The sequence below is a fragment of the Methylobacterium oryzihabitans genome, from assembly GCF_004004555.2.
Taxonomy (GTDB): domain Bacteria; phylum Pseudomonadota; class Alphaproteobacteria; order Rhizobiales; family Beijerinckiaceae; genus Methylobacterium; species Methylobacterium oryzihabitans.
Window position 1 is genome coordinate 19,782 of record NZ_SACP01000046.1, and the last position, 11,194, is coordinate 30,975.

The 11,194-nt window shown below is 71.7% G+C and carries 14 protein-coding genes and 1 pseudogene; 1 reads left to right on the forward strand and 14 read right to left on the reverse strand.

The window, feature by feature from the left end:
• A complete protein-coding gene (locus EOE48_RS26845; protein WP_148239803.1) occupies positions 1–927 on the forward strand; it encodes a hypothetical protein in 927 nt (308 codons plus the stop codon).
• A gap of 59 nt (positions 928–986) precedes the next feature.
• On the opposite strand, the gene EOE48_RS26850 is transcribed toward EOE48_RS26845, so the two are convergent.
• The 14 genes and pseudogenes from EOE48_RS26850 to EOE48_RS29410 all read right to left on the reverse strand — a co-directional run.
• Entirely contained in the window at positions 987–1,268 is a 282-nt protein-coding gene (locus EOE48_RS26850; protein ID WP_127733953.1) for a hypothetical protein, read from the reverse strand.
• Between the two features lie 2 nt (positions 1,269–1,270).
• A complete protein-coding gene (locus tag EOE48_RS26855; RefSeq protein ID WP_127733954.1) occupies positions 1,271–1,489 on the reverse strand; it encodes a hypothetical protein in 219 nt (72 codons plus the stop codon).
• Positions 1,486–1,857, reverse strand: coding sequence for a hypothetical protein (locus tag EOE48_RS26860; RefSeq protein ID WP_148239804.1), 372 nt, complete (start codon positions 1,855–1,857; stop codon positions 1,486–1,488). Before EOE48_RS26860 ends, EOE48_RS26855 begins: the two co-directional genes overlap by 4 nt.
• A 120-nt stretch (positions 1,858–1,977) precedes the next feature.
• On the reverse strand, positions 1,978–2,184 hold the full coding sequence (locus tag EOE48_RS26865) for a Pam3-gp28 family putative phage holin (RefSeq protein ID WP_246154957.1): 207 nt from the start codon (positions 2,182–2,184) through the stop codon (positions 1,978–1,980).
• Positions 2,185–2,240: 56 nt separating this feature from the next.
• A complete protein-coding gene (locus EOE48_RS29650; protein WP_127733956.1) occupies positions 2,241–2,861 on the reverse strand; it encodes a hypothetical protein in 621 nt (206 codons plus the stop codon).
• Positions 2,858–3,463: a hypothetical protein gene (locus EOE48_RS26875; RefSeq protein WP_127733957.1), complete on the reverse strand. Its 606-nt coding sequence runs from the start codon at positions 3,461–3,463 to the stop codon at positions 2,858–2,860. Before EOE48_RS26875 ends, EOE48_RS29650 begins: the two co-directional genes overlap by 4 nt.
• A 7-nt stretch (positions 3,464–3,470) precedes the next feature.
• Entirely contained in the window at positions 3,471–4,043 is a 573-nt protein-coding gene (locus EOE48_RS26880; protein WP_127733964.1) for a glycoside hydrolase family 108 protein, read from the reverse strand.
• A 215-nt stretch (positions 4,044–4,258) separates the two neighbouring features.
• Positions 4,259–7,222, reverse strand: coding sequence for an SPRY domain-containing protein (locus EOE48_RS26885; protein WP_127733958.1), 2,964 nt, complete (start codon positions 7,220–7,222; stop codon positions 4,259–4,261).
• Positions 7,222–7,839, reverse strand: a complete 618-nt coding sequence (locus EOE48_RS26890) for a hypothetical protein (protein WP_127733959.1) — start codon at positions 7,837–7,839, stop codon at positions 7,222–7,224. Before EOE48_RS26890 ends, EOE48_RS26885 begins: the two co-directional genes overlap by 1 nt.
• A gap of 89 nt (positions 7,840–7,928) precedes the next feature.
• Positions 7,929–8,285 carry a hypothetical protein gene (locus EOE48_RS26895; RefSeq protein WP_127733960.1) on the reverse strand — a complete coding sequence of 119 codons (357 nt, stop codon included), beginning with the start codon at positions 8,283–8,285 and terminating at the stop codon, positions 7,929–7,931.
• Between the two features lie 85 nt (positions 8,286–8,370).
• Complete coding sequence (locus EOE48_RS26900; RefSeq protein ID WP_127733961.1) at positions 8,371–9,408, reverse strand: phage late control D family protein; 1,038 nt, start codon at positions 9,406–9,408, stop codon at positions 8,371–8,373.
• Between the two features lie 14 nt (positions 9,409–9,422).
• Complete coding sequence (locus EOE48_RS26905; RefSeq protein WP_127733962.1) at positions 9,423–9,650, reverse strand: tail protein X; 228 nt, start codon at positions 9,648–9,650, stop codon at positions 9,423–9,425.
• A gap of 5 nt (positions 9,651–9,655) precedes the next feature.
• Positions 9,656–10,087 (reverse strand): phage tail protein, encoded by a 432-nt coding sequence (locus tag EOE48_RS26910; protein ID WP_127733963.1) that lies wholly within the window; start codon positions 10,085–10,087, stop codon positions 9,656–9,658.
• 11 nt (positions 10,088–10,098) lie between these two features.
• Positions 10,099–11,194 (reverse strand): annotated as a pseudogene (locus EOE48_RS29410) (hypothetical protein); the annotation flags it as partial.

Genomic DNA, 11,194 nt, shown 5'->3' on the forward strand with positions numbered 1-11,194 from the left:
ATGTCTGAAGCAGCCATCGGAAATATGTTCAAGCGACCAAAATTTGACTACCCCAAATGTTGTGTGTTTTGTGGTTCCACAAGTACGACTAAGGAGCACATATTTCCTCGATGGCTGGAGCGTGAGCTTGGTGGGATGCGCAGCATCACCCCTCATCGCATCTCACGCGTAACGAGAAGCGAAGATGGCTATAATATTTTGTCTCGTCCCAGCGCCGGTCGCCTGGACCGAAACAACGAAATGCAAAAACAACTACGAATTGCCTGCAATGAATGCAATAATGGCTGGATGAGTAGGCTCCAAGAAGCCGCAAAGCCCACTATCGTGTATCTACTGAGGCGCATGAGATCTACAGGACCATTTACGGCGACCCATTACCTGACTCAGCAGCAATGTCACGATCTGTCGAAATGGGCGGTGATGACATCTATGGTAATCGAGTATGCCGATATACCTACGGTCGCAGTATCACAGGATCATCGAAATTATTTCAGGGAAACGCAGAATATCCCTGAAAGTTGGCATGTATTTGCCGCGGGATACCGAGGGGTATCAACACTTTCATTTTGGCATATTGGTATAAAAAATCTCATCTACCCCGAAATTCGTGGGCTTGCAATGTGTGATTTGCAAATATGCAGTTTTGACGTTGGGCCATTGTATTTACAGGTATGTTCCGTGAGTAGTCACAACGCTGCACTCGCGGAAGTGCTGGCAGGTCAGGGGGTGAGACTATCTCAATTATGGCCAATTGTGGTACCCGTCGCTGGAATTAACACCCTTTACAACGATGTTGACCTTCGCCGAATATCCTCCGACATAGCTGCACCCATAAGTGGGTTTCCGCCCGACTACTACGATTATAAAAATCCCTACGATGCTAATGGTAGACTGAGAGGCTGGTCTGGTGCCCCGGATGTAAATTGAGATGTGAAAGCAAAAAAGCCCGGCTGCATGGAGCGGCCGGGCTAAGGAGGTGCCGTGCGTCAGGGGCAACCGCCGCCGGCGTCAGTGCTGGAATCCGCGAGATTCGCTTTAGTTCCGGGCGCCTCACAATTTTTCGCCACCCGCACTCGCGCCGCTGCAGCCTGCGCCTCGGCGATCGACAGCGCTAGGTGCGCAAGGTCGACGGGCGTCAGGGCGAGTGCCCGCGGGTGCTCCTGGTGGTCAGTGTAGACAAGAACCGGATCTGGGTCGGCCACGACGTGCGGACGCAGCATCGGCCGGCGAGCGATCTCGGCGAGCAGCGGGTTGCGGGGCGACGGCATCGTCACTCCTTCGCCGAGCATCGCAGCGCTACGGCGTTGCAGCAGTAGCCGAAGTGCCGGCACGCCATGCGCTCCAGCGCCCGCGTGTACGTCTCACCCTCGACATCCCCCATCCGGACGCTCGCGCACAGGAGCGCGAACGCCGCCAACAGGTCGCCCCCCTCCGTGATCGCCGAGGCGAGCGCGGCCTCGGCCGCGCGGTCGAGATCGGCAGTACTCATTTGCCCCGCCTCAGGTACTCGAGGGCGAGCGTCAGCATGCCGAGGCCGATCGCCGACCAGATCGCGTTCCAGACGTTCGTCTGCGCCCGCTCCCAGAATGTGCGGCGGCGGTCGGCGAACTCGAGCGTAGCGCGCAGGCGCTTGAAGTCGTCCTCGTCGTCGAGGTCGAAGCCGAGCGGCTTGAAGAACTCGACGACGCATTTGCGCACCGTCGCCTCGATGTCGGCGCTACCGGCGGGCGCACCTTGCATCTTGGTCAACAGGTCGCCGACGATGAGGGCGGCGGCCTTGGCGAGGGCCGCGACCTGCACGGGATCGACCGTGGGCGGGGGCGGCAGGCTCGGCGGGGTCGGGACAAGGTCGCCCATGGCGCGGGGTGTGCTCGCGGAATCGGAGGAGACCCGCGCCGCCAGGGTCGGCGGCACGGTCGTCGTCAGGGCGGCGGGAGCGCGCCGGTCGTTCGATCGAGGGAGAGGCGGCGGGCCATGTCAGCTCGCCGCCTGGACCTTGGCGGCGGACGCCACCAGGGCGGCGTTGCGGCGGGCGTAGAGGCCCCAGGCGGTCGCCGCGATCGCGACGATCGCGCCGCCGAGGGTGGCGGCCTCGTCGGCGGTGATCCAGCCGCGGCCGACGGCGATGCCGCCGCCGACCTGGACGATGGTGCGCGCGAGCGCGGCGACCTGTTCGCTGTTCATCTGTCGGTCCTCGTCGAGGGGAATTGCGCCGGGAGCCGCCGGCGCACGGGGTCGGGTCAGCGCAGGGCGAGGACGCGCACGCCGAAGCTGTAGGACTGGCCGATCGCCAGCGCCGGGCCGTAGACCGGCACGTCGAGACTGCCGGCGGCGCGCACGCTCGGGGCGCCGACGAGGTAGCCGGCCGGCGCCGGGCCTTGCGGCACGACGACGACGCGGTCGGAGGCGAGCAGGCCCGGGACCGCCACCGTGACGGTGCGCACACCGAGCGCGATCGCGACCGTCGCCGACTGCGCGACGGTGACGGCGCCGAGGTCGACCACGGCCGAGGGGCCGGGCGGCCCGCTCGGGCCGGTCCCGCCAGCCGGTCCGGCCGCGCCGGTCTCGCCCTTGGGGCCGCTCGGACCGACCTCGCCGCGAAGGCCGGAGGATCCGGCCTCGCCGCGCGGCCCGGGCTCGCCGGCCGGGCCCGCGCGGGCGGCGAGCGCGGGACAGGTCGCGTCGACCGCGAGCTGCCCCGCGGCGTCGATCGTGAGGCAGGCGCCGGGCCGCACGAGGCCGAGTCGGTCGGCGCTCGCCGGCATCATTCGTCGGCCGCTCGGGCCGGTCGGTCCGCCGTCCTGCGCCGCGGCGAGCGAGGCGACGAGGGCGAGGACTGCGAGGACAGCGATGCGGATCATCCGGAGAACGCCCCGAAGGTGGCACTGGCCGGACCCATGATGGTCACGGCGCGCCGGGTGGGCGGGACGCGCCAGCTCCCCGGAGCGCCTGCCGCGTCGAAAGCCGGAAACACCGGCATGGCGCCGGCCGAGCGGATCGCGCCGGTCGCGCCGGTCGGGTCGACCCACAGCGGGGGCGTTCCCGGCGGCGAGAGGTTGACGATCGTCCCGCCGTGCATGGCGGCCCCGGCCGGGAACAGCGTCTGGTAGACGTCCGCCGCCGCGATCGCGGCGACGCCGATCGGCTGCCAGTCGACGGGCGGGCTCGCCCAGTCGTCGCCCCGCGCGGCGTGCGAGACCGCGACCACGGTCGAGATGCCCGAGAGCAAGGCCCCGGCGAGCAGCGGCAGGGCGCGCAGGTAGAGCCGAGCACCCGCGAGGGGAATATGCTCGGTCGGCCGCTCGCTGCGCGAGAGCACGTGCCCGCCCTCCTCGGCGGAGTCCGGCGGCTGCGTGTCGATGACGTAGGCGGCCGGGTAACTGCCGATGAGCTGGACGAAGCAGGGCGTCGGCCCGGCATCCGTCCAGGCGTCGGCGCGCAGGGTGTGGCGCTGGGTCGACATGGCGGGATCAAGCGGCGAGCGCCTTGCCGCAGCTCGTGCACTTGGCCGAGGTCGGTGCGGCGGGCGGCTTGCGCGCCATCGCGAGCGCCCCGGCCCGCACCCCCTGCACCCGGCTCGTCCAGCCCTTGCCGAACGAGCCCCAGGTCGAGAGCTTGCGTAGGAACGCCATGCGGTCGTCGCACAGGGCGGTGATGAGGGCGACCGGATCCTTGTCGGCGAGCGCCGTCAGGGTGACCGGCCCGAGCCGGCCGTCGTCGGCGACGCCGAGCGCGCGCTGGAGCGCCATCACGGCGCGGCCCGGGCCCGAGTTCACCGCGAAGTCGAACACGGCGTAGTCGAGGCCCGCCGGCAGGTCGTCGCCGCGCACCGCGTTCCAGTAGCGCGCCCGGTAGATCGGGGCGACGGCCGCGACCGTGAGCGCCCTGACCTCGGCCTTGGTCGCCGCCCGGCCGAGCCACGCGCTCAACGTGCCGATGGTGACGCCGAGGTTGGTCGCCCCGCCCGGATCGTCGGGATGGTCGACGTAGCCGCCCTCGTGCTTGAGGACGAGGCCGAAGGCCTGATCGTAGGTCGCGTCCATGGAAAACCCCGGAAGGTGGAGGGTGTCGAGCGGGAGCCGGACAGGGGAGAGCGAGCCGTCGCAGGGCGCGAGGCCGCCGCACGCCAGCACGGCGGCGAGCGCGAGGACGTGCATGAGAGCGCCTCGAAACGAGAGCGGCCCGCCAGTGGGCGGGCCGCGTGCGGGTCTCGGGGAGGAAGCGCCCCACGGCCGTCGCGGGCCGCAGGGCGTCGTGGTCAGAGGGCGGTGAAGCCGCTCGGGATCGGGTAGCTCATCGCGCCGCCGTCGAACGTCACGCCCCAGGCATCACCCGGCCCGCGGGTGCCGATCGCCGGGAGCAGGTCGCCCAGGCCGGCGACATCGTACCCGCCGGTTCCGGCGGCCGGATCGCCGCCGTTGGCCCACGCCCCGCCGTTGAGCGAGAGGTGGACCTTGCCGGCGACCGCGTCGACGCACACCCGCACGACCGACCCGACCGCCACGAAGGCGATGCCGGTCGACGTGCCCGCCGCCCCGTTGACCTGGAGCGCGCCGTTGTGCGTGAGACTCACCGCGCCGCCGCCGGCCTGCGTCAGGGACACCCCGGAGCCGAGCGCGGCCGGCGCCAGCCCGAACCCGCCGCGGCCGTTGGCCCCAGCCGTCGTGCCGATCGTCGCGACCTCGAAGTAGACCCGCCGACCGGCGCCGATCGCCCGCGTGGCCTTGACGCTGCGCGACCCCGCCGCCTGATCGGACGGGACCGTGGCCGTCAGGTTGCCGTCCGAGAGCACGAGCCCGGCCGCGGCCGAGGCCGGGTTCAGCGTCTCGGCGCTGATCGGGAATGGCGTCGCCTCGGCCGTGATCGGCACGCGCGCCTGCCCGATCGTCGCCTTGGTCCGGTCGGACCGCATCTTGGCGATCAGCGGCACGAGGTAGCCCCGCTGTCCGCCGCCGATGTCGACGGCCCCGGCGTAGTCCATCGCCTTGAGGCCGCGCACGAGACGGCCGCCCCGGATGCGGAACCGCCCCCCGAGCGAGCCGCCGCGGCTCTCGTCGAGGGTCACGTCGGCGATCTGATCCTCTTGCCCGTGCGGACAGCGGACCCACCCGAGGAAGGCGCCCTTGAGCGTGTTCTCCGAGAACGTCGCCGCCGGCATCTCGACGGTCGGGGCCGGCGGGGCGACGACCGGCTTGGCGTCGGCGAGCGGCCCCTTGACGTAGCCGAGGCCGACGTCCCCGCGCTGGAGGATGTCGCGGGTTCGCGTGTCGCCCGTCTGGCACGGCGCGAGGTAGATGCGCCCGGCGATGAGCGCGTTGGCCGGCCATGACAGGTAGCGCCCGACCTCGTCGACACGATCGAGCGAGCCCGACCGCACGCCGTTGCAGGTGCCGCCGGCCGGCGGATGGACGACCGCCGTTCCGTCCTCGTCGCGGTCGAGTTCGATCGTGACGTCGCGCCCGAAGTTCACGCGGGTGAGCCCGCGCGGACCCTGATCCACGTAGGCGACCGCCGCCATCCGGACGCCGCCGGTCGATTGGTCGCTCTCGTTGGCGTAGATCGTGTAGTTGCTGTCGTCGTGCGGGATGATCTCCTTGCGCCGCCGGATGTTGACCCGATCGTAATCGATGCCGGCGAGCCCGGTCTCGACCGGGAAGCGCAGCCCCGCGATGGTGTGATCGTAGCTGTGATGGGTGTCAGTGCAGCGGTAATAGCGCACGTAGCCGTTGCGGCTCATCACGTCGGGATTGTTGTAGTCCGCGTGCGGTGAGAACTTCCATCGCCCGGTGAACACCTTGGTGTGGTGCAAGGTGACGACGAGGTCGGCGTAGGTGCCGTCGACGAGCCCGGAGGCGGCGGCCGTGATCGTCGTCGAGGTCGCGTCCGCGGCGGCTGGCGTCGCCACGGTCATGTTCTTGCCGGCCCATCCCTGCGGGAGCGAGCGGCCGAACAGGCGCACGTAGACGAGCCCGCCGGCCGTGCCCACGCTGCCGTGGGGCGCATCCGTCGTGATCGTGGCGACGCCGCCCGCGACCGTGACCGAGCACGACGCCGCCTTGGTGAAGCCTTGCAGGACGAACGGCTCGGCCGCCGGAGGCTCGAAGAGCTTCGAGGTCGGGTCGCTCGTCGGCGGGATCGGCCTGTTGAGGAGGTCGGTCTGATAAGTGATCGTGTTGGCGTCGACGATCGTCGGTACCCGCACGCCGCCGACGCCGCGCCCGACCCGCCCGCTCGCGAGCACTTCGTAGGGCGCGCCTGCGACGTTGATCCGGGTGTGGGTGCCGGCGGTCATCCCGTGGCCGGGCGCCGTCAGGGTGACGAGGCCGGCAGCATCGCGGGTGATCTTGGTGATCGGCGTCGAGGTGAGGACGTAGGTCTGTCCGTCCCCGGTGAGCGGGCCGCCGTCATAGCCCCAGTAGCTTCCGTGCCGGCCGCGCGAGTAGCAGTTCTGGAACGTGTCGGTCGCCCGGGGCCACGCGGCCCGGTAGGCGTCGAGGTCGGCATACTTCGTGATGAACGTGAGCCCGGCGGTGCCGTACATCACTTCGCCGGCCGTCTCGTGCGTCGGCTCGGCCGCGCTGTAGGTCCCCGGGGTCGTCAGCCGGTAGAGCCGCAGCGACGGCGGCGGCGTGATGATGTAGGCGCCGGGCGGATAGCCGCTGGCGTCGGCGAACACCGGCTGATTCCAGAGATAGGGACCGCGGTTGACGTAGTGCGCGTCGTCGGCGCCGCCGAGGGCGTGATCGATGACGATCCCCTCGACGTGCAGGCTGCCCCACGGCGCGAGGTGATAGCTGATCTTCGGCGCCGCCTTGGTGTTGGTCGCGGTGCGCTCGAGGCCGATCAGGACGATGTTACGGCCGTAGAACACCCATCCGGCGGTGTGCCCGGTCGCCGGGATGCCGCTCGCGCCCGTGACCAGGACGTCCTGGTTGTGGGTGTCATAGATCGCCGGGTCACTGCGCTTCTCGAACGTGCCCGGGCGCAGAGCCAGGGTATCGACGCCGGTTCCCGGCCGCTCGGGATCGGCGGCGACGCCCGGCTCGATCGGGTTGACGAGCGGCGGGTGTCCGTAGCGGCGCAGGGTCGGATCGTCGTTCCAGGCGCCGGCCCGGCGAACCGGGGCTGCGTAGAACGGCGGCACGAGGCGCGACGTGACCTGCTGCGCGTCGAGGGCGCGCGGGCCGGGGCCCGGCACGATGGAGAGGGAGCCGTTACGCATCAGGCGCGCGCCTTCAGGGGGGTGGCACGGACGACGATGGGCGATGCGGTGAGGGACAGGACGAAGACGCCCTGGCCGGCGACGACCGGGATCACCTCGGCGAGGCCGGCGACGACGCGGACCGACTTGCCGTCGTCGACGGCCGGGCCACCCGCGGTGTTGACGACGATGTCGCCCTCGGCCGAGATCCGCAGGTACTTGCACCCGGGCGGCACGGTGAGGAGCAGGGCCGAGGCGTTGATCGTCGCCTTGACGCCGTTGGCGTGGTCGAACACCGGGTCCTGATCGCCGGGCGGGCGTACGGACAGGACACCCGCGAGGAGGGCGCGCAGCTCGTCGAGCTTGGAGTCGGAGGCGTCGCCGCCGGGCTTGTCGTACATCACGACGAGCGTGTCGGCGTTGGCGTGTCCGGTGGTGTCGGCCGCGAGGGTGAGGACGCCGGACACCGCGTTGAACGCGGTGTAGCCGACCCCGGGCGTGGCCGGCGCGTAGAGCAGCGCCGCGCGGGTGAGGTTGAACACGGCGAGCAGCCGGCGCGGGTCGAACCCGGCGACGGCCGAGAAGTTGAGCGCCCGGGTCGAGGCGGAGAAGGTGACGCCGTCGATGATCGTCTTCATGTCGAGGTCTCGCGAGAAACGGTGGCGTGGAAGCGTGGGCGACCGGCCGAGGGGCGGCCGCCGCGGCGACGGGCGAGGGGCGCGGGCGATCAGCCGAAGATGATCGCGGCGACGATGGGCGGGATCGCGGGGCCGGTGCTGCCGCCGCCGCTGGCGGCCGCGGCGTCGATCGCAGAGCGGACCGGACGGCCGGCGGCGAGGAGGTACGCCTCCATCTCGGCCGCGGTGACGGGGTGCTCGGCCAAGCCGCGCAGGACGCTCAGCTTGTCGCCCGGCTGGAGGATCGCCGGCACGACCGGCGCGGCGTCGCCGACGAGGCGCACGTTGCCGAGGTCGACCTCGTACTCGGCCTCGGCGTCGGTGAGCTGCACCGTCGCGCCGATCGCGAGGCGCTGGCCGTTCACCCAGCCGCCGGAGGCGGCCAGGACGAGATAGTCACGCAACATCAGGGGACCTCCGGAAACGACGACGGCCGCCCGGATGGGGCGGCCGCTGGGGTGGGAAACGGGGGCGGTCGGGGGCGGCGGGCGCTCACCCGGCCTTGCGGCCGTCGGTGCCGGCCTCGCCCTGCGGCTGCTTGAGCTGGAGCGTCGTCGTCGAGGGACCGCGCGAGACGCGGTGCACGACGCTCTCGATGCGGTAGGACCCGTCGATGCCGGCGCGCACGCCCTCGACGACGCAGGTCCCCTCGGCGCACGCCTCGACCGCGAACACGAGCGTGACCTCGCCCGAGCCGCCCTCGCGCTCGCTCGCGGTCTTGCGGCCCCTGGCGGCGGACTTCGCCTGATCCTTGTCGGCGCGCGGGGCCGGCGGCAGGTCGATCACCCCGGCCGCGCCGGAACTGGCGCCCGGGCTGGCGCCGACCTCGACGTCCTCCTGCTTCCACTTCGCCGCCTTGCGGTCGTAGTAGCGCACCCGGGCCTTCGCGAACCGCGGCCGGCTCTCGCTCGGCGACAGGCGCCACGAGATCAGGTTGTCGCCGCGCACCGCCCGGACGCTCGGCAGGCTCGCGCCGCCCGGGGTCGCGCCGCCGCCGCGGGCGGCGAGCACCGCGGTCTTGCCGCGGATCTTGAACGTCGCGCCGAACTCGTCGGCGAGTTCCTGGCCCAACTGCTGGAACGAGCGGCCCTCGCTCGACCAGTACGGCCGCTTGATCGACCCGAGCGCCTTGTCGACCTTGACGCTGTCGATCCCGGCTTCCTTGGCCGCGGCCTTGAGGAACTCCTCGAGGGTCGCGTCGTCCTTGTGCAGCGAGCGGCGTTCCTTGACCTTCGAGCGCTTGTCGTGGCTCGTGCAGTGCACGGTGAGCTGCATGCCGCCCCCGCGCGACCCGCTCGACTCCGGCGCGTCGGTGACGCCCTCGAACTTCGTCGCGCCGCCGAGCATGATCGTGATCGGCGCGCCCTTGGGCGGGAGCATGACCTGCCCGTCGGTGTCGTCGAACACGAGGGTGGCGGTGTCGCCGGTCTCGCCGGGCTTGTCGGTGACCTCGATCGATTCGACGTAGGGGTTCATCCGGTCGGTCATCGGCCGGCCGCCGATCGTGACCGCCCAGGGTACGGAGAGCATCGCGAACTCCGGGATCAGGAGAACAGGTCGACCACCACCCGCCGCGGGGCGGCGGCGGCCGGCAGGTCGGGCAGGACGACGCGGGCGCGCAGCGGCAGGACCGGGCCGGCGGCGGCGAGCGCGCGGTTGAGGGCGAGCGCGCGGTCGAGCATCGCGCTCGTCTGCCCGGCCTGCCCGTAGGCGCGCCAGAGCAGCAGCGAGAGGGTGAGCCCGCGCTGGGTGACGACGATCGTGCGGGGCATGGCGTTCAGCCGAACAGCGAGAGCAGGGTGGCGACGAGGCCGGCGCCGGCCGCCTCGCCGGGATCCTCGGCCCGCTCCAGTCCGAGGCGGTGGCCGACGACGAATCCGACGCCGCCGGGCCCGATGTCGCGGTGGCGCTCGCCGACCTTCTTGAGCACGTACCAGCCGAGCACCCGCCCGTCGCCGCGCATCACGAACAGCTCGCGGCCGTCCTCGCACAGGCTCTGCGCGAGATCGAGGTGCGACAGCCCGCCGGTGTGGAACGGCAGGATCGAGCCGGAGATGTCGAGGGTCTCGTCGCCGGCCCCCTCGAACTCGTGGGGCCGGCGCCGGTTCATGACGTCGTGGCGGGCGAAGTCCGCCTCGATCTCGCGCTCGACGCCGTCGGCCGAGAACGGGAACGTGTCGAGGGTGAGCGGGCCGAGTTGGTAGAGCACGCTCTCTCTCCTCAAGCGTAGGTGTTGCTCATCGTCCGGCGGACCGCACCGGTGGAGGGGGCCGGACCGGCGGCGGCGGAAGCCGCGACCGAGGCCGCCCCGGCAGCGGCGGCCGCGCTCGCGACCTGCCGCAGGACGCCGATCGCCTGCTGACCCTTGGCGATGAGGCCGTCGAGCCCGGAGGCGTCGACCGCGGGCGCGACGCGCATGCCGTCGAGCGTCGCGAGGGTGTCGCGGGCGCCGCCGGCCTGCGGCGCGATCGACCCGCCCGAGGACCCGCCCGCAGGCGGGGCCGCGGGAGCGGCCCGGGTCAGGCCCGGGGCCGTCTCGGGCGAGGCCGGGGGCGCGTAGCGGTCCTGGACCCGCTTGAGCGCCGAGGCCGCCTCCTCGCGGTTGAGGCCGGTGGGACGCGGGGCGGGCCCGGCGGTCGCGGGAGCGGGGGAGCCCGGGACGGCGGCGGCCGGCTGGGGTGCCTCGCGGGGTCGGATCGCCCGGCGGATCATCGCGTCGGAGTACAGCCGGGAGGCCGGGCCGTGCTCCTGGGTGATGAGCGCGCGCACGAAGCGCTGCATCGCCGCCTCGTCCGAGAGGTCGATGCGCTGGCCGGGCGCCACCCCGGCGCCGCGGGCGATGTTTGCGGCCGCCTGCCGGTTGCCCGGCGTCCAGCCGCCACGCGCGGCGACGAGGTCGTTGACGGTCTGCCGGCTGCCCTCCCACTTGCGGCGGGCGAGGTCGACGAGCGCGCGCATGCCGTCCTCGGCGTTCGCGAACACGGCCTGGGGGTCGCCCTGGTCGGTGTTGCGCGACGGTCCGATGACGCTGCCGAAGGCGCCGACCCGGGTGAACTTGATGTTGCCCGGGTTGTTGTTGCGCATCCCGGCCGGTAGGCGGGCGACGTTGACGTCGGAACCGAACTCGGCCTCGGGCGAGACCGCAGGTCCCGGCCCGGTCGCGCCGGCCCCGCCCGAGCGGGATCCCGTCCGCCTGCCGGAGGGCGGACCGGCCCGGCGCGAGGGCTCGGCCGGCAGCGAGACCCAGGAGGCCTTGACCGCCCGCGCCGCGCCGGCGCCCGGCGCGTCGAGGTGGATCGGGACGTGCACGCCCTCG

Excerpts from the sequence above, each read along its gene's own strand:
- EOE48_RS26845 (WP_148239803.1), top strand. The coding sequence starts at position 1 with ATGTCTGAAGCAGCCATCGGAAATATGTTCAAGCGACCAAAATTTGAC.
- EOE48_RS26850 (WP_127733953.1), bottom strand. The coding sequence starts at position 1,268 with ATGCCGTCGCCCCGCAACCCGCTGCTCGCCGAGATCGCTCGCCGGCCG.
- EOE48_RS26855 (WP_127733954.1), bottom strand. The coding sequence starts at position 1,489 with ATGAGTACTGCCGATCTCGACCGCGCGGCCGAGGCCGCGCTCGCCTCG.
- EOE48_RS26860 (WP_148239804.1), bottom strand. The coding sequence starts at position 1,857 with ATGGGCGACCTTGTCCCGACCCCGCCGAGCCTGCCGCCCCCGCCCACG.
- EOE48_RS26865 (WP_246154957.1), bottom strand. The coding sequence starts at position 2,184 with ATGAACAGCGAACAGGTCGCCGCGCTCGCGCGCACCATCGTCCAGGTC.
- EOE48_RS29650 (WP_127733956.1), bottom strand. The coding sequence starts at position 2,861 with ATGATCCGCATCGCTGTCCTCGCAGTCCTCGCCCTCGTCGCCTCGCTC.
- EOE48_RS26875 (WP_127733957.1), bottom strand. The coding sequence starts at position 3,463 with ATGTCGACCCAGCGCCACACCCTGCGCGCCGACGCCTGGACGGATGCC.
- EOE48_RS26880 (WP_127733964.1), bottom strand. The coding sequence starts at position 4,043 with ATGGACGCGACCTACGATCAGGCCTTCGGCCTCGTCCTCAAGCACGAG.
- EOE48_RS26885 (WP_127733958.1), bottom strand. The coding sequence starts at position 7,222 with ATGCGTAACGGCTCCCTCTCCATCGTGCCGGGCCCCGGCCCGCGCGCC.
- EOE48_RS26890 (WP_127733959.1), bottom strand. The coding sequence starts at position 7,839 with ATGAAGACGATCATCGACGGCGTCACCTTCTCCGCCTCGACCCGGGCG.
- EOE48_RS26895 (WP_127733960.1), bottom strand. The coding sequence starts at position 8,285 with ATGTTGCGTGACTATCTCGTCCTGGCCGCCTCCGGCGGCTGGGTGAAC.
- EOE48_RS26900 (WP_127733961.1), bottom strand. The coding sequence starts at position 9,408 with ATGCTCTCCGTACCCTGGGCGGTCACGATCGGCGGCCGGCCGATGACC.
- EOE48_RS26905 (WP_127733962.1), bottom strand. The coding sequence starts at position 9,650 with ATGCCCCGCACGATCGTCGTCACCCAGCGCGGGCTCACCCTCTCGCTG.